The sequence below is a fragment of the Sphingobium sp. Leaf26 genome, from assembly GCF_001421665.1.
Lineage (GTDB): Bacteria > Pseudomonadota > Alphaproteobacteria > Sphingomonadales > Sphingomonadaceae > Sphingobium.
The window spans coordinates 39,822-58,959 of record NZ_LMKV01000008.1 but is presented as its reverse complement, the minus strand read 5'-3'; the positions used below and the strand labels follow the sequence as shown (position 1 = coordinate 58,959).

Here is a 19,138-nt window from a genome sequence, read left to right as displayed (position 1 = left end):
TATGCAGGCCGACCAATCAATACCAATGATTTGTTTTTTCCGCTAAACATAAGAGATGTCTATCAATCGCATCGCCTTCTACCATCTCGAAACCCTACTCTGGATCGCCCGGCTCGGCACGTTCGCGGCGGCGGCGGCACGCCTGAACACCACCCAGCCCGCCATTTCCGCCCGCGTCCGGGAATTGGAAAGCCATCTTGGCACCGCCCTGTTCCGCCGGGATGGGCGCACGATGGCCCTCACCCCGGCCGGCCGCGAACTGGTGCGCGAAAGCGAACCGCTCTGGGCGCGCTTTCAGGGCGTATTGATGGGATGCAGCGACATATCCGGCGCGACCGGCATCGTACGTATCGGCGCGGGCGAAATCGCTGCGGCCAGTTGCCTGCCCGGCTTCATCGCGCAACTGGGCCGCGACCTGCCGCAAGTATCGCTGGAGGTCGACATCGCCCTCACCGTCGATCTGATCCAGCAACTGGCGTCCGGCCATGCCGACATCGCCTTTGCCGCCGGGCGGATCGCCCATCCGATGCTGCGCACCGCCCCGATCGGCAGCATCGACCTGCTCTGGCTGGCCCGACCCTCGACAGTGGCGGCCATGGACGCGACCCAGACACCCATCTGGTCGCTCTCCAACCTCTCGCCGCTCTACCGCATCATGAAGGAAGCGATCGCCGTTTCCACTTTGGCGGACTGCCCGCTCAACCTCTGCAACAATGTCCGCACGATGATCGACATCGTGCTGGAAGGCGGCGGCATCGGCATCTTCCCCGAACCCATGGTCCGGCATCAGGTAGCCGATGGCCGGCTGGTGCCGGTCCCCGGCGCGCCACCCATGCCGCCGGTCGATTTCCACATCGCCGTCCGCGCAGCCGAAGCCGACCCGCTGGTCCTCGCCATTTTCGACCGCGCCAGCCGACTGGAATTGCGTGGGGAAACATAGGGGCGGGAATGGGGGACATATCCGCCTCTGGTCCGCACCCGACCAGCCGCTTTCCCCTTCCAATGTAGGATTTCCTCTGGCCTATCCCGATGAATGAATCAGCGCAGCCTCTCTCACGCCAAACCACTCCACCCCTCGGTTCTCCCGACGCATCGCTGGCGCGCTACCGTCGCATCACTGGCGCGCCTGCATGCCCCTGCCCGCGCGCCGGAGGCGCGTTGCGCGCGCTTCGGGAAAGCTTCGCGAGCGCAAAAGCCCCAAAAACCCCTGCGACACTGTGAACTTCGGCCTGCCGCGTCGCTGTTACCCGGCTACCGCCGCCTCGTCCGCACCGCGCATCCGGGTAAAGATGTTCCAGGTCGCGATGAACAAGGCCGCGATCACCGGGCCGATCACGATGCCGCTGAACCCGAACAGTTCCAGCCCGCCCAGCGTGGAGATCAGCACGACATAGTCGGGAATCCGCGTGTCGCGCCCGACCAGGATCGGGCGCAGCACATTGTCGACCATGCCGATCACCAGCACGCCGCAGGCGACCAGCACCGCGCCCTGCCAGATCGACCCGGTCGCGAAGAGATAGATGGCGACGGGTGCCCAGACGATCGCCGTCCCCACCGCCGGCAACAGCGAAAATGCGCCCATCAGCACGCCCCACAACAACGCGCCCTGTATCCCCAGCCCCCAGAACACGACGCCGCCGATCAGCCCCTGCACGATGGCGACGACGATGCTGCCCTTGATCGTGGCGCGGATGACGATGACGAACTGTTCGATCAGCGCCGTCCGCTGGCTGGCCCGCAGCGGCGCGGCGGCGGCGATCCGCTGCGACAGCGCCTCTCCGTCGCGCAGCAGGAAATAGGTGAGGTACAACATCACGCCCAGCGCCACCAGGAAGCTGAACGCACTCTGCCCGATCTGGAACGCCTGCGTCGCCAGCGTGCGGAAACTGCTGGTCACGCCCTTCGTCACCATCTCCTGCGCGGCATAGAAATTGGTGAGGCCAAGGCGCCGGACATAGGGGCGCAGCCAGTCCGGCAGCGCCGCGATCGTATCGGAAAAAACCCGCACGAAATTGATCTCGCCCGACTGGATCTTGGCGTAGAAATAGGCCGCTTCCTGCAACAGGGCCGCACTCAGTACGAAGGCCGGAACGATCACCACGCCCAGGATCAGCAGCAAGGTGATGAGCGCCGCACCATTGGGATGTTTGGGAATGGCCGACAAAATCTGCCGATTGAGCGGCGCGAACACGATCGCAGCGATCACACCCCACAGCACAGCGGCGAAGAAAGGTTCGATCACCATGGCAAAGGCGATCGACACGGTCAGCACGACAGCAAGGAAGAAGCCATCCTCGATCTTGGGCGTGACGTTCAGCGGCGGGGGCGTTTTGTCATCCATGCCCGTCCCTTCGCAAAATATGCGGCGCAAATCCATCACCGAACGATGAACATAAGCTGCCCCCTGTCCTTTTTACCGTTCCATGGGTAAGGAGGCCGCTTCCTTCGCTCTTTTGGGACCGACAACCACCGTGGCACGCGAAATCACCGGATTTTCAAACCCGCTGGTGAAGCGCGTCCGATCCTTGCGGGAAAAGAAGCATCGCAAGGCGGAGGGGCTGTTTCTGGCGGAAGGGCTGCGCATCCTCACCGAAGCGCGCGAGGAGGGCGTGCTGCCCGAAATGCTGTTCCATGCCGGATCGACGCATCCGCTGGCGCTGGACCTGATCGACGCGATTGAGGCGGCTGGCGGCGACGTCATCGAAACCACGCCCGACATCCTGTCCAAGATCAGCGGCAAGGATAATGCGCAGGCGGTGGTCGGCGTCTATCGCGACCGGCTGACCCCACTGGCCAGGCTGGACCGCAGCACCGCTGACATCTGGATCGTCGCCCAGTCGCTGCGCGACCCCGGCAACCTCGGCACCATATTGCGCACCGGCGACGCCGTGGGCGCGGGCGGCCTCATCCTGATCGACGATTGCGTCGATCCCTTCTCGGTCGAATCGGTCCGCGCCTCCATGGGGGCGCTCTTCACCCAGTCCATCACTCAGGCACGCTGGGGCGAATTCATGCACTGGCTGCGCGAAGGGCCGGGCGAACTGATCGGCACCAGCCTCAAAGCCACACAGGATTATCAGGAACCGCGCTACGCCAGCCCCAGCTTCCTGCTGGTCGGCAACGAAGCGCAGGGCCTGCCCGAATCCTATGAGGCGGAATGCGACCAGTTGGTGAAGATGCCGATGCTGGGCAAGGCCGACAGCCTGAACGCCGCCGTAGCCACGGCAGTCATGGCCTATGAATTGCTGAACCAGAAGAGGCAGCGCGAATAATAGCGCGTTCCCCGGCGAAGGCCGGGGTCCAGGGCCGACGCGGGGACTGGACCCCGGCCTTCGCCGGGGAACATATCGAGCGACGACGCACGTGAGGGGGCAGAAAAAATGACACAGACGAGCGGCATCGGTGAAATGTGGCGGCACAAGCGTGTCCTGTCCGCCAGTCTGATCGGCACGGCGGTCGAATTTTATGACTTCTACATCTACGCCACCGCCGCCAGTCTGATCTTTCCCTCGCTCTTCTTCCCCTCTTCCTCGCCCAGCGCACAGTTGATGGCCTCCTACGGCAGCCTCGCCCTGGCCTTCTTCGCCCGCCCGGTCGGCGCGGCGGTCTTCGGCCATTATGGCGACCGTATCGGGCGAAAGGCGACGCTGGTCGCCTCGCTCATGCTGATGGGCGGCTGCACCCTGCTGATCGGCTTTCTGCCGACCTATCAGATGATCGGTTATTGGGCGCCGCTGATCCTGTGCCTGCTGCGCTTCGGTCAGGGCTTCGGCCTGGGCGGCGAATGGGGTGGCGCGGCGCTGCTGGCGGTGGAAAACGCGCCGCCCGGATGGCGCGCCCGCTTTGGCATGTTCCCACAACTCGGCGCGCCGGTCGGCTTCATCGCCGCCAACGGCCTGTTTCTGTTGCTCGGCGCCTTCCTGACCGACGCCGACTTCTTCGCCTGGGGCTGGCGCCTCCCCTTCATCGGCAGCGCGGTGCTGGTGATCCTGGGCCTCTGGGTGCGCCTCAAACTCACCGAAACGCCGGAGTTCACCGCCGCACAGAAGGAAACGCCGCCACCCGCCGTCCCGCTCGCCACCCTGCTTTCTTCACACCTCGGCGCAGCGATCGCCGGCACATTCGCCTGCGCCGCCTGCTTTGCGGTCTATTATATCGCCACCGCCTTCGCGCTCGGCTACGGCACCACCGCGCTCAAAATCGACCGGGAAATCTTCCTCGCCATCCAACTCGGCGCAATCCTGTTCATGGCGCTCAGCATCATACTAGCCGGCTGGTGGTCGGACCGCACCACCCCCACGACCGCGCTTGCCTGGGGTTGCGTCGGCACCGTGGCGATGGGCCTCGTCTTCGGCCCGCTGATCGGCACCGGCGCGCTGCTGCCGATCTTCGTCGCGCTCAGCCTTGCCCTGTTCGTCATGGGCTTCATCTACGGCCCGCTCGGCGCCTATCTCCCCGCTCTCTTCCCGATACAGTTGCGCTACACCGGCGCATCCTTCGCCTTCAACCTCGGCGGCATCATCGGCGGCGCGCTTGCCCCAATCGTCGCCACCTGGCTGATCGGGATGCAGGGCGTCGGGCTGGTCGGCCTCTACATGTCGGCGGCGGCGGTCATCAGCCTGGGCGGCCTCTGGTTCACCAGCCGCGCCGCCCCGGTCAGATAGGCTTGCGCATCAGCAGCATCGGCACGCCGCTGTCCTCAAATTCGCGCACGCCCTCAAAGCCGAAGCTGCGATAGAGCGGCACCCCGGCCATCGTGCCGGACAGTTCCAGCGCGGCGAACCCCTCCGCCTTCGCCGCCGCCTCGCACAGCGACAGGATCAGCGTCCCCACGCCCTTCCGCACATGATCGGGGTGGGTATACATCGCCCGCACCTTCGCCGCGTCGGTGGCGGGGTCGAGCAGCCGGTCATCCCGCCCCGCGCTATGGTTGCCGCCATAGGCCGTCGCCCGCCGGCTCCACCCGCCACAGCCGGCGATGGCATCGCCATCCTCGATAACGAAATAGGTGCCATCTGCGATCAACCGGCTGTCCAGCCCCATGAAGGCATGGCTGGCGGCGATCTGATCGGGCGTCAGCCAGGCGGATTGCAGATGTTCGATGGCGCTGGTCATCAGCGCGGACAGCCGCGGTTCGTCGGCTGGGATGGCAAGGCGATGAGTCAGGGGCATGGCTATGTCCTGCAACGAAAACGGCCGATCCTGCAAGGGACCGGCCGCTCGTCGTCGCTGTTATGCAGGGATCAGAATTTGAAGCCGACCTTGCCGTACCAGAAGCCGCCGTTGAAGCCGAAGGGCGACACGTCGGGATAGATATCGCCCGTGAAGCGACCACCGGTCGAGCCATAGACCGGACCAAGGCCACCGGCCCGGTTGTCATATTTATCGGGATAGTTGCTGAACAGGTTCTGCACCCCGACGCTGAGCGTGAAATTGTCGTTCACTTCATAGCTGGTTTCAAAGTCGAACACGAACTCGCTGCCGAACGTCTGCTGGACATAGGTTGCGTTGTTCAGACCGGTCCCGTCATCCGACTGGGTGTATTTGCCATACCAGTTCATGCGTGCGAGCACGGAGAAGGGGCCGTTATTCCAGTTTTCGGTCAGGATGACGCGCGTCTTGGGCAACGTCTTTTCCAACTGCTGAATACGGGTCGCCGAAACGATATCGGGGTCCCACTTCGTCACCTTCGTCTTGTTATAATTGAACGCCAGCGTGGTGTTGAAACTGCCCATATTGTCGGTGGCGAAGCGGTAGCTGCCGACCACATCGACACCCTGCGTCCGGGTGTCGAAGGCATTGGTCAGGAACTGCACTTCATTGACCGTCGCATAGTTGGCCAACCCCAGCGACTGGAGCGTCGGACGATCACTGTCCTTGATTTCAAACGTGCCGGACGTCCCGATCCGGTCCTTCACCTTGATGTTGTAATAGTCGACCGACAGCGTGAAACCCGGTGCGGGCGTGAACACGGTGCCGAGCGAGAAGCTGACCGACTCTTCAGGCTTCAATGGCGTCGCGCCCAGGAAGGCCGCGACCGGACTGGTGACCGGCAACGTCATCGATTCGATCGCGTTGGGATTGCCGGGGTTGAAGCCGGTCGCGATGCTGCTGCTGTTGACCTGACCCGGCGTCGGCGCGCGGAACCCCGTCGCCACCGTGCCGCGCAGGGCGACGATGTCGGGCACCACGGCATAACGGGCCGAGAATTTGCCGGTGGTGGAGTTGCCGAAGTCGGACAGATGCTCGTAACGGCCAGCGATACCAAAGGAGAGCTGTTCGGTGACGTCCCCTTCGATATCGATATATAATCCCTTGGAATTGCGCGCGCTTTCGCCTGCAATGGCAGGGCTGTAGCCGGGGAAGCCGTTGGCGCCGACGGGCAGGTTCACAGATAGCTGGACCGGATCGCCATTTTCATCGAAGCCAGAATATACCGGTGTGCCGTCTTGGTGGAACACCAGATTGCCGGTGTAGGAACCGATGGCGTAGGATGCTTGATCGCCCAGCCCCAGTTCGTAGGATTCCCGGAAATACTGGCCGCCAAAGGCGATGGTGACCGGGCTGGCGAAACCGACTTCCCACGGATAGCTGAAGTCTGCATTGACCAGCGTTTCGCGCTGCTCCAGCTTGCCCAGATAGAACTCGTTCGGCGACGTAATGCCCAGCGACGGGTTCATCGTGCCGTTCATCGTATAACGCAGCGTCGACTGGCCATAGCTGCCTGAAATGTCGTAGTTCAGGCCAAAACCCAATTTGCCCTTATAGCCCACCGTGCCGGACACATCGTCGATCTTGCCGAAGAAGATCGGCGTGAAGCCGCCGGGATAGACGCAGCTCCAATTCTGGACCAGCGGGTCGGAGCAGTTTGAAACCTTGGTATAGTCCCGAACCACGGACCCTTCTCGTGCGAAAGCGCCATTCACTTCAAACGAATTGGGCGCATAGACATTGCCGCCCGCAGCGCCGGTCTGGATGCCCGGCCGCGTATTGTCGAAGTCGGTGAAATAATCGTTGAAGATACCATTCCTGCCGAAGCTGTTGCCTTCGATATCGACCCCCGCCGTATCGAGCGACTGGCGATAGTTGAAGCTTTCCTCCTGAAAGCTGTGGCCATAATTGCCGAAGAAATAGACGCTGGCGTCATCGCCCAGATCGAACCCGCCATTGACGAAGAAGCGGTAGGATTCCATCTTCGGATTGCCGTAGCGCTGCGCCAGCTTGGGCACGCCGATGGTCGGCTGCTCCTGCGCCAGCAGATCGGCACCGGCACGGGTCACGCCACGGCTGGTCTTGCCCGCATTCACATATTCGCCGCTGATGTTGATGAAGCCGCTGTCGCCCAGCTTGAAGCCGCCGTTCAGGGCAAGCTGATAATCTTCGCCATCGCCGCGATAATATTGGCCGTAGCGCGCATAGCCTGAAATGCCGTCCGTATCGTCACGCAGCGTCATGTTGATGACCCCGGCGATCGCGTCCGATCCATATTGCGCCGATGCGCCGTCGCGCAGCACTTCGACCGCGCGGACCGCGATCGCGGGCACTTGCGCCAGATCGGCGGAATGGGCGCCGGCGGACTGTGCGTTTGCGCCGATCTGGACCAGCGCGGAACGGTGCATCCGCTTGCCGTTGATCAGGACGAGCGTCTGGTCGGGCGCCAGGCCGCGCAGGTTGGGCGGACGGACGAAGGAGGAGCCGTCACCAATGGCGTAGCGCGCGACCGAGAAGGAGGGAACGAGGTTCTGGATCACCTGGTTCATATCCGCCGTGCCCTGCTTTTGCAGTTCGACGCCCGAATAGACGTCGATCGGCGTGGGCGATTCCGCCACGGTGCGGTCGGTCCGGCGGGTGCCGGTCACGATGATGGTCTGGCCCGGTTCGGCAGCTGCCGCCTGCGGCGGCGCGTCCTGCGCAAGAACAGGTATCGAATAGCAGAGATATACAGCAATAGCGCTGCGCGAAATCAGACCCTTATACTTCATCAAAAGCCCCCTTTTTCTCTTTTTAAGAGGCCTTTTTCGTCATCCCCGCCCTATGTTATTTTCAACGTCATGAAGTCGCAAAATCCCCCAGCCAAAACTGAAAGTTTCAGCGCAACAACAATCAGTAACAATTGGAAACGGAAGGCTGGCATAAATCCACCATCAACAAAATGGCCCTTTTCGCTGCGCTGCAAAATCGTTGCGCACAGGCAAAATCAGGACGAGTGTCCAGCTTTGTCAAATCCTTGTAACACAAAGAAAAAGGCGGCGACCCTGGGGGTCACCGCCTGTATCTTTTTTACAACTGTCAAGAAGCGTCGTTAACTGTTCACTTTTGTGCAGTTAACCGTCGCACTATCAACCCTCGCGGTTATCCCGACGCTCGGCGATGCGAGCGCGCTTGCCGGTGCGGCCGCGCAGATAGTAAAGCTTCGCACGACGCACGACGCCACGGCGGACCACGGTGATCGAATCGAGGTTGGGCGAATAGAGCGGGAATACGCGCTCCACGCCTTCGCCGAAGCTGATCTTGCGCACGGTGAAGTTGGAACCCATGCCCTTGTTCGAACGGGCGATGCATACGCCTTCATAGTTCTGAACGCGGCTACGCTCGCCTTCGATGACCTTCACGCCGACGCGCAGCGTGTCGCCGGGGCGGAATTCGGGGATGTCCTTGCCGAGGGCGGCGATGTTTTCCGCCTCGATCTGCTGGATGATGTTCATGTCAACTCAGTCCTTGGTCGTTCGTTGCGCACCAGAGGGCGACTGGACCCGAACGCCGATGTGACGTTCCCAAAGGTCCGGCCGCCTTAGCCGTGTATCATCCTCCGCCTGTTGTTTCCGCCAGGCGGCGATCTTCGCATGATCCCCCGATCGCAACACTTGCGGGATCGTGCGCCCCTCCCATTCTACCGGGCGGGTATAGTGCGGATATTCGAGCAACCCCGTTTCAAAGGACTCCTCGACTCCGCTGGAAGCCGCGCCCATTACACCGGGAAGCAGCCGAACACAAGCATCGAGCAGCAGCAAGGCCGCCATTTCTCCGCCTGATAATATGATATCGCCCATGCTGACCTGCTCGATCGGCCGGGCGTCGAAGATACGCTCGTCAAACCCCTCGAACCGGCCGCACAGGATCGTCGCGCCCGGCCCCTGCGCCAGCGCCCGCACCCGCGCTTGCGTGATGGGCTTCCCACGCGGCGTCATGGCCAGCACCGGCAGGTCGGGCCGCTTGTCCAGCGCATGATCGACCGCCTGCGCGACTATGTCCGCGCGCAACACCATGCCCGCGCCACCGCCCGCAGGGGTATCGTCCACGGTGCGGTGGCGATCGGCGGCGAAATCGCGGATATGGATGGGATCGCAGGTCCATTTGCCGTCCGCCAGCGCCCGCCCGGCCAATGACGCGCCCAGCGGCCCCGGAAACATGTCGGGGTAAAGCGTCAATATCTGCGCCGCGAAACTCATTTGCGCCGCCGCGACCGCAGCCGCGCTGCGGAAAAGCCACCCACCAGGCAGAGCAGGCCGCACAGCAGCAAAGTCAGGCCCAACTGGATCAGCATTCCCGACCAGTCATCCTGCCGCCTCAATCCCGGAATGATGAAGAGCAGCGGCATCGGCAGGACCAGCGCCAACCCCGCCAGCATCTTGATGCGCAGCGTCCAGCCAACGGCCCAGAGCCGCCACCCCGACGCCAGCAGGAACAGCAGATAAGCGCCTAGCGCAAGTTGCGGACCGATGGGCATGCAGCGCGCTTAGGCGATGCGGTGCCCAGCGTCCAGATCAGGGGGCCTTGATCGCGATCTTCAATTCCTGAATCTGCGCATCGGGCGTCGGCGCGAGCAGAATCGTACCAGCCACCCTGCCTTTTTCGCAGGTCCAGGTAAAACTGCCGGACAGGCCGCCGCTCGCCTTGACCGGCGCATCGGTCCGGCACGCGCCAACCTCCACTTTCAACCCGGCCAGCTTCCGCCGCCAACTGTCCAACTCGCTGTCCATCAGGAAATTCATCGCCAGCCGATCCCGCACCACGCCCACATCGCCAGCGGCATAAATCCGCCCCGCCGCCGCATAGCCCTCCGCCAGCAGCGGCGACACGGCCAACGTCCGCTCGATCAGCGCACCGGCCTTCTGCAAGGCGATCGCCGCGTCCCAGGCTGGTCCGGCACCGCCATTATAGGTGCGGTTGGTGAAGACGAAGATACCCACGCCATAATCGGGCATCAGCATCACATGGCTGCCATAGCCGGGATAGCCGCCACCATGGGCCAGCGTCAGGCCGAGATCGCAATCCTGGGCGATCCGCATGCCAAAGCCATAGGCCGCAGCCTGGCGGCAGGCGGATGGCCCGCTCGCCCCATTGCGCTGGGCGATGACGGCGAAATTACTGCCCTCCGCCAGCATCCGCACCGACGCGCGCGAAACTGGCCCATTATCGACGTCATTGCGCGCCGGCCAGGCCGACAGCAGGAAAGCGACCCAGCGCGCATAATCATTCGCGCTGGTCTGCAACCCACCCATCGCGCCAAAGGCTCCATCGCGCATATCGGGCTCTCCCCTCCAGCGCCCCTCTTCCCAACGATAGCCGATCGCCCGCCGCTCGACCGGCCATTCACCAATCTCGTAGCCGCTCGACGTCATGCCCAGCGGCGTGAGCAGCGTATGTTCGACATAGCGGCGATAGGGCTGGCCCGAGACATTGGCGATAATGCGTCCCAGCAGCGCGAAGCCGAAATTGCTATATTCATAGCGGCTGCCCGGTGCGCTGCTGAACGGCACGCCCTGTTGCAGCATGCGCGTGAAGTCCGCCTCCGACAAAGGCGTCTGCCGGTCGCCCCACGGGTTGTCGTCGACCAGCCCCGCACTATGGGTCAGCAGGTCACGAATGCGGATATGCGGGCTGTCCCTAGTCGGATAGATCCAGCCGCGCATTTCCGGCACATAGGTTTCGGCCAGATCGTCAAGCGACAATCGGCCCTGCTCGCGCAGTTTCAGGATCGACAGCGCCGTAAATGCCTTGGTCATGGACGCGATGCGGAACAGGCTGTCGGGCGTCACCGGCCGCTTGATGACCAAGTCCTGCACGCCCAGCCCCTTCACATGGACCAGCCGCCCGTCCGCGACGATGCCATAGACCAGCCCCGGCGCACGGCTGTCCACCTGAAAATCGGCGAAGAGCCGGTCGATCTCCGGTATCGCCTGCGCGATCCTGGCCGGGTCGGCGGCTTGTGCCGGACGCAGCACCATCATCGCGAACAGCAGGCAGGCAGCAAGACGCATTGGCAAGTTCCCCTATAGAACCGCCAGCATGCCGACTTGCATCACGACCGCAAGGGCGGCCGGACGGATTATTCGGTAAAGGCCGCCTCGATCACCGCGCCATCGTCGCTCAGCGTGACCGCATGGATCGGCGCCATGAAGCGCTTGGGCTTCTGGCCCTCGATCGCGGGACGCTCCACCTCGATGATGTCGCCCGCGCCGAAATTCTCGACCGCTACGATCGTGCCCAGCGCTTCGCCGGTGCTTGCGGTGCAGGGCAGGCCGATCAGGTCGGCATGATAATATTCGCCCTCGGCCAGCGGCGGCAGGGCAGAACGGGGCACGGTCAGCGCCGTACCGCGCAAGGCTTCGGCCGCACCGCGTGTCTCCACCTCGGCAAAGCGGGCCACCGCGCCATTGGGGCCAGGGCGCACCGACTTCAACGTCAGCGTGCGCCCCGCCGCATCGAAGCTCTTGAAGCTCTTGAGGCTTTCCGCCCCTTCGCCAAAGAGCTTCAGACGGACATCGCCCGCCACCCCATGCGCACCGATGATCGCGGCCAGAGTGACGGGCTTGTCTGTCATTATGCTCAGCCTTCAGCCTGTTCGGCAGCGGCTTCTTCAGCCGGTGCTTCTTCAGCAGCAGCCGGAGCAGGGGCGGCAGCGGCCTCAGCGGCGGCGGCCTTGGCGGCTTCGGCTGCTTCAGCGGCTTCGGCAGCCTTGGTCGCGCGATCTTCGGCGCGATCCTTGGCCTTCTGACCCGGCTCGGCCTTGTTCGGGTTGTTGCGCACCTTGCGCTCCTTCACGCCAGCGGCATCCAGGAAGCGGGCGACGCGGTCGGTCGGCTGCGCGCCGGCTTCGACCCAGTGCCTGGCACGGTCGATGTCCAGAACGACGCGCTTTTCGTCGCCCTTGGGCAGGACGGGGTTGTAGCTGCCGATGCGCTCGATGAACTTGCCGTCACGCGGGGCGCGGCTGTCGGCCACGACGATGCGGTAATAGGGGCGCTTCTTGGAGCCGCCGCGCGACAGACGGATGGAGGTTGCCATGGAACTAAACCTTTCTAACTCAACTGCTTATTTAGGGTCGTCATCCCAGCGATAGCTGGCGTCTCTCTTTCCCGGTGGGAAAGTGACGCCCCAGCTTTCGCTGGGATGACGGGTTGCTTCACTTCTTCATGAAATTCTGAAAGCCGGGCGGCAGCTTGGGCATATTGCCGCCCAATCCGCCCAGGCCACCCAGACCCGACAGGTCGGGCGCGCCACCCGCGCCATCGGGGCCGCCAAGGCCACCCATGCCGCCGCCAGTGAACATCTTGGCCAGCCCTTTGAGGCCGCCCATCTTGCGGATCTTCTTCATCGCGCCTTCCATTTCCTGATGCATTTTCAGGAGACGGTTGACGTCCTGCACGGTGCGGCCGGCACCCTTGGCGATGCGGATCTTGCGCTTGGCGTTGATCAGCGCGGGCTTCTCCCGCTCCTTGGGCGTCATGGAGCCGATCATCGCGTCCAGATGGATCAGCGTCTTGTCGTTCGCGCCGCTATTGGCCATCGCCGCCTGCGCTTTTTTCAGCCCCGGCAACATGCCCGCCAGCGCACCAAGGCCGCCCATGCGACGCATCTGGTTCAACTGGCTGCGCAGGTCGTTCATGTCGAACTGACCCTTTGCCATTTTCTTGGCCAGCTTGTCGGCTTCTTCCGCGTCGATCGTCTCGGCGGCGCGCTCGACCAGCGACACAACATCGCCCATGCCCAATATGCGCTGCGCTACCCGCTGCGGATGGAACGGCTCCAGCGCATCGAGCTTTTCACCCGTACCCGCGAACTTGATCGGACGGCCAGTAACAGCTCGCATCGACAGCGCGGCGCCACCACGCGCATCGCCGTCCATCCGGGTCAGCACCACGCCGGTCAGCGGCACCTGTGCTGTAAAGCTGGTCGCGACGTTCACGGCGTCCTGCCCGGTCAGCGCGTCGACCACCAGCAGGATTTCGGCGGGATTGGCGACATCGGCGACCGCCTTCATCTCATCCATCAGCGCCTGATCGACATGCAGACGACCCGCGGTGTCGAGCATGACGACGTCGAAGCCCTGAAGCTTCGCGGCCTGCAACGCGCGCTTGGCGATATCGACCGGCTGCTGCCCGGCGATGATCGGCAGGGTCGCGACGTCGGTCTGCGTACCCAGCACCGCCAACTGTTCCTGCGCGGCCGGACGCTGGACGTCGAGCGACGCCATCAGCACCTTCTTGCGCTCTTTTTCCTTCAGCCGCTTGGCGATCTTCGCCGTGCTGGTCGTCTTGCCCGACCCCTGAAGACCGACCATCATGATGACGGCGGGCGGCGCCACGTCGATCATCAGGTCGCTGGTTTCCGATCCCAGCGTCTCGGTCAGCGTGTCGGAAACGATCTTGACGACCATCTGGCCGGGCGTGACCGACCGCAGCACATCGCTGCCGACAGCCTTTTCGGTCGCCTGATCGACGAACTGGCGCACGACGGGCAGCGCCACGTCGGCTTCCAGAAGCGCGATTCGCACCTCGCGCATCGCGGCGCGGACATCGTCCTCCGTAAGCGCACCGCGCCCACGCAGTTTGTCGAATACCCCACTGAGACGATCGCTTAGCGAATCGAACATCATCACCTCATTTGGGCCGAAAGGCCCGGAAAACCATGCTTACCCATCAAACGACAAAATCGCCGGCGGGCGAAACCTCGCCGGCCAGCGTCCATCCGATGCCCCATGCGGGCGCCCTGGAGTCGTCAGAGTACGGACGGCGGACCGACCGATTGCAGGGGCGCCTCTACGGGAAAGCCGATCAAAGCGCAAGCGCCCCTTGCGGCGCAGCCAATTGCAGGCGGATCGAGGGGCAAGCGGCCATACACGGCCGACCGCCAACGGCCTCGACCACAAACCTTTCCTACACGGCCGGCCTTTGATCTATCCTGCGAAATGGAACCGCAACCCGCCGCCCTGCCTCATAATCCCGGCCAGCCAACGCACTTCAAAGCGCGCCTATCGAGCAATGGTCCCGCACACGCCGCCTTACGGGCGTATCTGCGTCACCCCAATGGCGCGCCAATGACGCGCACATGCGCCCTATCCGTCGCGCGCGTGCCGCTTCAGAGGCGCGTCGCGAGAGCTTCGCGAGCGCTTACGGACCAAATTGGCCGACGACACTGTGAACTTTGCCCTGTCGCGTCGCTATCGCTTCGCTCCGGCTCAGATCAACCCGGCCAACGGGCTGGACGGATCGGCATAAAGGCGCTTGCCCATGCGCCCAGCGCGATAGGCCATGCGCCCCGCCTCCACGCCCGCCTTCATCGCGGCGGCCATCAGGATCGGATCTTTCGCTTCGGCGATGGCGGTGTTCATCAGGACGCCGGCGCAGCCCAATTCCATCGCCACGGTCGCTTCCGACGCAGTACCCACACCCGCATCGACCAGCACGGGCAACTTGGTGCCCTCCACGATCAGGCGGATCGTCACCTTGTTCTGGATACCCAGGCCCGACCCGATCGGCGCGCCCAGCGGCATGATCGCCACCGCGCCCACATCCTCCAACCGCTTGGCCGCGATCGGATCGTCGACGCAATAGACCATCGGCTTGAAGCCTTCCTTGGCCAGGACCTCGGTCGCACGGAGCGTTTCCACCATATCCGGGTAGAGCGTCCGCGCCTCGCCCAGCACTTCCAGCTTGACCAGATCCCAGCCCCCCGCTTCGCGCGCCAGCCGCAACGTGCGGATCGCGTCCTCCCCGGTGAAGCAGCCCGCCGTGTTGGGCAGATAGGTGATCTTTTTCGGATCGATAAAGTCGGTCAGCATCGGCGCGTTGGGGTCGCTCACATTGACCCGGCGCACCGCCACGGTCACGATCTCCGCACCCGACGCCGCGACCGCCGCCGCATTCTGCTCGAAACTCTTATATTTGCCGGTGCCCACGATCAGGCGCGACCGGAAGGTCTTCCCCGCCACGCTCCAGCTATCATCATCGACCGCAGACACATCGCCCCCGCCAACAAAATGGACGATCTCCAGTTCGTCGCCATCTTCCACCTTGATCTGCGCCAGCGTCGATCGCGGCACGACCTCCAGATTGCGCTCCACCGCCACCTTCTCCGGCACGAAGCCCAGTTCGCTCGCCAGTTCGGCCAGCGTCAGCCCGTCGCGAATACGGCGATGCTCGCCATTGATGTGGATGGAGATGGTGCCGTCTATGCTCACTGCGCTGTCCCGGACAAGAAGGAGTCTCGACTGAACGAGACGGGAAGGGCTAAGGATCGTGCGCATATAGGGGCGGCCTTGCCCGCCAAGCAACATCAGAAGGGTTCGCCATGGCCGACACGCGCAAAATCTATGTCCTCAACGGCCCCAACCTCAACATGCTGGGCACCCGCGAGCCGGAGATTTACGGCTATGACACGCTGGACGACATTGCCGAACGGATGGAAGACGTCGCAGGCCGCGCCCATGTGGAGATCGTTTTCCGACAGTCGAACCATGAAGGCTATCTGGTCGACTGGTTGCAGGAAGCGCATGCGGAGGGTGCGCATGCCGTCATCATCAATCCCGGCGCCTATACCCACACCTCGATCGCGCTGCATGACGCGATCAAGAGCATAACCGTGCCGGTCATCGAAATTCACTTATCCAACCCGCACAAGCGCGAGGCTTTCCGTCATAAAAGCTATGTCGGCATGGCGGCAAAGGGAACGATCGCAGGCTTCGGCCCCATGTCCTACATGCTGGCGCTGGAAGCCGCGCTGGAGTTGTAACGCCTTGCGTTTTGGCGCACGAAAGTTGCGCTTTGCCGTAAATGCGCATAGGCGCGGGCACCAGAAACGATATTCACCGGCCAGGGACTTCACATGACCGACAAACAAGAAAAGGGCGCAATGCAGGTGGACGTACAACTGGTGCGCGATCTCGCTGCGCTGCTGGACGACACCAACCTCACCGAAATCGAGGTCGAGGATGGCGATCGCAAAATTCGCGTCGCCCGGAAAGCCGCATCCGCCGCTGCGCCGGTCTATGCCGCCGCGCCGGCTGCCGCACCTGTTGCTGCTGCGCCTGTCGCAGCCCCCGTGGCGGCGCCCGCTGCCGAAGCCGCCCTGCCTTCGGGCACCGTGGTCAAGTCGCCGATCGTCGGTACCGCCTATCTTTCGGCCGAACCGGGTTCCGCGCCTTTTGCACGCATCGGATCGCAGGTCAGTGCCGGCGAAACCATCCTGATCGTCGAAGCGATGAAAGTCATGAACGCGATCACCGCGCCCGTAGCCGGCACGGTCAAGGCTGTGCTGGTCGATAACGGCCAGCCGGTCGAATATGACCAGCCGCTGATCGTCATCGAATAAGGCCCGCATAAGCTTATGGCCATCGAAAAACTGCTGATCGCCAATCGCGGCGAGATCGCACTTCGCATCCACCGCGCCTGCCATGAAATGGGCATCAAGACCGTCGCAGTGCATAGCACGGCCGACGCCGACGCCATGCATGTGCGCCTCGCCGACGAAGCGATCTGCATAGGGCCGCCTGCGGCCAAGGATAGCTATCTGAACATCGCCGCGATCATTTCGGCGGCGGAAATCAGTGGCGCGGATGCAATCCATCCCGGCTATGGCTTCCTGTCGGAAAACGCCAAATTCGCTGAAATCGTGGAAGCGCACGGGCTGGCCTTCGTTGGCCCAAAGCCCGAACATATCCGCACCATGGGCGACAAGATCGAGGCCAAGCGCACCGCCGGCGCGCTCGGCCTGCCGCTCGTCCCCGGTTCGGACGGCGCGGTCAGCGATGTCGAGGAAGCCAAGATCATCGCGGAAGCCGCTGGCTATCCGGTGATCATCAAGGCAGCATCGGGCGGCGGCGGTCGCGGCATGAAGGTCTGCACCTCGCCCGACCAGCTCGAAACACTGATGCAGCAGGCCGGTTCGGAAGCGAAGGCGGCCTTCGGCGACGCGACCGTCTATATCGAAAAATATCTGGGCAATCCGCGTCATATCGAAATCCAGGTGTTCGGCGACGGCAATGGCAACGCCATTCACCTCGGCGAGCGCGACTGCTCGCTCCAGCGCCGTCACCAGAAGGTGCTGGAAGAAGCCCCGTCGCCCGTTTTGTCTCAGGCCGAACGCGAGCGGATCGGCGGCATCTGCGCCAAGGCGATGGCAGACATGAGCTATCGCGGCGCGGGTACGATCGAATTCCTGTGGGAAAATGGCGAATTCTACTTCATCGAGATGAACACCCGCCTTCAGGTGGAGCATCCGGTGACGGAGATGATCACCGGCCTCGACTTGGTCCGCGAACAGATCCGCGTCGCCGAAGGCAAGCCGCTTTCCGTGAATCAGGAAGACATCCGCTTCACCGGCCACGCGATCGAATGCCGCATCAACGCCGAAGATCCCAAGACCTTCGCGCCGTCGCCGGGCACCGTCACCAGCTATCATGTTCCGGGCGGTATGCACGTCCGCGTCGATAGCGGCCTGTATCAGGGCTATAAGGTGCCGCCTTATTATGACTCCATGATCGGCAAGCTGATCGTCTATGGCCGCACCCGCGAGGGCGCGATCATGCGCCTGCGCCGCGCGCTGGAGGAATATGTGATCGAAGGGATGAAGACCACCATCCCGCTGCATCAGGCCCTGCTGCGCGATCCGGAATTTCTGGACGGCGATTACACGATCAAGTGGCTGGAAGAATGGCTCGCCCGCGAGGATGGCCAGTGAAAGCCACCATCTGGCATAATCCCAAATGCGGCACGTCGCGCAAGACGCTGGCGATCCTTGAAGACATGCCGGGCGTCGAGGTGGAGGTGGTCGAGTATCTCAAGACCCCCTTCATCCGCGACAAGCTGGTCCAGTTGTTCGCCGACGCTGGGATGACCCCGGCCGAAGCGATCCGCAAGATGGGCACCGACGCCGATGAACGCGGCTTGCCGGATATGGATGACGACGTGATCCTGGACGAAATGGCCGCCAATCCCTCCTATGTGAACCGCCCCTTCGTCGAGACCGAAAAGGGCGTCCGCTTCTGTCGCCCGCAGGACAAGGTTTTGGAAATTCTATGATTAATCAGCCTTTTGTCACGCAAACGTAACAAGGGGCTGATTTGAACCCTTGCTTTGACGGGAGGAAGCCGTAGCTTCTTCCCCATGGCAAAGGAACCGGCATTGGCGACCATCGCCGTCTACAGCCTCAAGGGCGGCGTGGGTAAGACGACCTTCGCGATTAATCTAGCCTGGGCATCGGCCTCTATATCGAAGCGGCGCACGCTGCTCTGGGATCTGGACCCGCAGGCGGCATCCAGTTGGCTCCTGTCCACAGACACGGAAAGCCGCGACGCAGCGCAGGCGATCTTCAGCAAGAATGTGGATGTCCGCAAGCTGATCCAGCCCTCCACCGTGCCCGGCCTCGACCTGATCGCCGCCGACACGTCGCTGCGCAGTCTCGACCATCTGTTCCGCGAAATGGACAAGAAGAAGCGGCTGGCCAAGCTAATCGAGAGCCTGGGCCACGACTATGACCGGATCATCCTCGACTGCCCGCCGGGCCTGACCGAAACCAGCGAGCAGGTGCTGCGCGCCGCAGACCTGATCGTGATCCCGGTCATCCCGTCCCCCCTGTCGCAGCGCGCCATGGGGGAAGTCGCCCGCTATCTGGTGCAGCGCGGCGGCAACCATGCCCCGATCTTGCCCGTCTATTCGATGGTCGATCGTCGCCGCAGCCTGCATCGCACGGCGCTGGAAAGCCAGCCGGGCTGGCACGCCATCCCGATGGCCAGCACGATCGAGCAGATGACGGTGCGCCGCAAGCCTCTGGGCGCCTTCGCCCCGACATCGCCACCAGCGCAGGCCTTTGCAGCACTATGGACGCAGGTAGAGCGCCAATTGCTGACGAAATAGAG

19 protein-coding genes are annotated in these 19,138 nt (G+C 63.2%); 8 read left to right on the top strand and 11 right to left on the bottom strand.

Annotated features, from left to right (window positions below):
* The first annotated feature begins 55 nt into the window (after positions 1-55).
* Positions 56-940 (top strand): LysR family transcriptional regulator, encoded by an 885-nt coding sequence (locus ASE85_RS08260; RefSeq protein WP_056686466.1) that lies wholly within the window; start codon positions 56-58, stop codon positions 938-940.
* A gap of 303 nt (positions 941-1,243) precedes the next feature.
* Here ASE85_RS08260 and ASE85_RS08255 read toward each other — a convergent pair whose 3' ends face one another.
* Complete coding sequence (locus tag ASE85_RS08255; RefSeq protein ID WP_056686510.1) at positions 1,244-2,341, bottom strand: AI-2E family transporter; 1,098 nt, start codon at positions 2,339-2,341, stop codon at positions 1,244-1,246.
* A 130-nt stretch (positions 2,342-2,471) separates the two neighbouring features.
* Between ASE85_RS08255 and ASE85_RS08250 the strand changes: the two genes are divergently transcribed.
* Complete coding sequence (locus ASE85_RS08250) at positions 2,472-3,272, top strand: TrmH family RNA methyltransferase (RefSeq protein ID WP_056686507.1); 801 nt, start codon at positions 2,472-2,474, stop codon at positions 3,270-3,272.
* Positions 3,273-3,380: 108 nt separating this feature from the next.
* Positions 3,381-4,664: an MFS transporter gene (locus tag ASE85_RS08245; RefSeq protein ID WP_056686463.1), complete on the top strand. Its 1,284-nt coding sequence runs from the start codon at positions 3,381-3,383 to the stop codon at positions 4,662-4,664.
* On the opposite strand, the gene ASE85_RS08240 is transcribed toward ASE85_RS08245, so the two are convergent.
* The 10 genes from ASE85_RS08240 to thiS form a co-directional block, all read right to left on the bottom strand.
* Complete coding sequence (locus tag ASE85_RS08240; RefSeq protein WP_056686461.1) at positions 4,657-5,172, bottom strand: GNAT family N-acetyltransferase; 516 nt, start codon at positions 5,170-5,172, stop codon at positions 4,657-4,659. The two genes, ASE85_RS08245 and ASE85_RS08240, sit on opposite strands and share 8 nt — an antisense overlap.
* 71 nt (positions 5,173-5,243) lie before the next feature.
* A complete protein-coding gene (locus ASE85_RS08235) occupies positions 5,244-7,982 on the bottom strand; it encodes a TonB-dependent receptor plug domain-containing protein (protein WP_056686457.1) in 2,739 nt (912 codons plus the stop codon).
* 357 nt (positions 7,983-8,339) lie between these two features.
* Positions 8,340-8,705 (bottom strand): 50S ribosomal protein L19, encoded by a 366-nt coding sequence (rplS, locus tag ASE85_RS08230; protein WP_056686454.1) that lies wholly within the window; start codon positions 8,703-8,705, stop codon positions 8,340-8,342.
* 6 nt (positions 8,706-8,711) lie between these two features.
* Positions 8,712-9,449, bottom strand: a complete 738-nt coding sequence (gene trmD / locus ASE85_RS08225) for a tRNA (guanosine(37)-N1)-methyltransferase TrmD (protein WP_056686449.1) — start codon at positions 9,447-9,449, stop codon at positions 8,712-8,714.
* Positions 9,446-9,727, bottom strand: a complete 282-nt coding sequence (locus ASE85_RS08220) for a hypothetical protein (RefSeq protein ID WP_056686444.1) — start codon at positions 9,725-9,727, stop codon at positions 9,446-9,448. Before ASE85_RS08220 ends, trmD begins: the two co-directional genes overlap by 4 nt.
* 37 nt (positions 9,728-9,764) lie before the next feature.
* Positions 9,765-11,261 carry a serine hydrolase domain-containing protein gene (locus tag ASE85_RS08215; RefSeq protein WP_056686442.1) on the bottom strand — a complete coding sequence of 499 codons (1,497 nt, stop codon included), beginning with the start codon at positions 11,259-11,261 and terminating at the stop codon, positions 9,765-9,767.
* 68 nt (positions 11,262-11,329) lie between these two features.
* Positions 11,330-11,824 (bottom strand): ribosome maturation factor RimM, encoded by a 495-nt coding sequence (gene rimM / locus ASE85_RS08210; protein ID WP_056686438.1) that lies wholly within the window; start codon positions 11,822-11,824, stop codon positions 11,330-11,332.
* Between the two features lie 5 nt (positions 11,825-11,829).
* A complete protein-coding gene (gene rpsP, locus ASE85_RS08205; protein ID WP_056686435.1) occupies positions 11,830-12,288 on the bottom strand; it encodes a 30S ribosomal protein S16 in 459 nt (152 codons plus the stop codon).
* A 118-nt stretch (positions 12,289-12,406) separates the two neighbouring features.
* The gene (ffh, locus tag ASE85_RS08200; protein ID WP_056686432.1) at positions 12,407-13,879 is read right to left on the bottom strand and encodes a signal recognition particle protein; all 1,473 of its coding nucleotides are present in this window, start codon (positions 13,877-13,879) and stop codon (positions 12,407-12,409) included.
* A 582-nt stretch (positions 13,880-14,461) separates the two neighbouring features.
* A complete protein-coding gene (gene thiS / locus ASE85_RS08195) occupies positions 14,462-15,463 on the bottom strand; it encodes a sulfur carrier protein ThiS (protein WP_082462731.1) in 1,002 nt (333 codons plus the stop codon).
* Between the two features lie 110 nt (positions 15,464-15,573).
* Here thiS and aroQ point away from each other — a divergent pair, with 110 nt between their 5' ends.
* The 5 genes from aroQ to ASE85_RS08170 all read left to right on the top strand — a co-directional run bounded on the left by aroQ (position 15,574) and on the right by ASE85_RS08170 (position 19,136).
* Entirely contained in the window at positions 15,574-16,014 is a 441-nt protein-coding gene (gene aroQ, locus ASE85_RS08190; RefSeq protein WP_056686429.1) for a type II 3-dehydroquinate dehydratase, read from the top strand.
* A gap of 93 nt (positions 16,015-16,107) precedes the next feature.
* The gene (gene accB / locus ASE85_RS08185) at positions 16,108-16,593 is read left to right on the top strand and encodes an acetyl-CoA carboxylase biotin carboxyl carrier protein (RefSeq protein ID WP_056686426.1); all 486 of its coding nucleotides are present in this window, start codon (positions 16,108-16,110) and stop codon (positions 16,591-16,593) included.
* A gap of 15 nt (positions 16,594-16,608) precedes the next feature.
* Positions 16,609-17,961, top strand: coding sequence for an acetyl-CoA carboxylase biotin carboxylase subunit (gene accC / locus ASE85_RS08180; RefSeq protein WP_056686421.1), 1,353 nt, complete (start codon positions 16,609-16,611; stop codon positions 17,959-17,961).
* On the top strand, positions 17,958-18,302 hold the full coding sequence (locus ASE85_RS08175) for an arsenate reductase family protein (protein ID WP_056686419.1): 345 nt from the start codon (positions 17,958-17,960) through the stop codon (positions 18,300-18,302). The genes accC and ASE85_RS08175 overlap by 4 nt, the downstream gene beginning before the upstream one ends.
* Before the next feature lie 84 nt (positions 18,303-18,386).
* Positions 18,387-19,136, top strand: coding sequence for a ParA family protein (locus ASE85_RS08170; protein ID WP_056686416.1), 750 nt, complete (start codon positions 18,387-18,389; stop codon positions 19,134-19,136).
* The last annotated feature ends 2 nt before the right edge of the window (positions 19,137-19,138 follow it).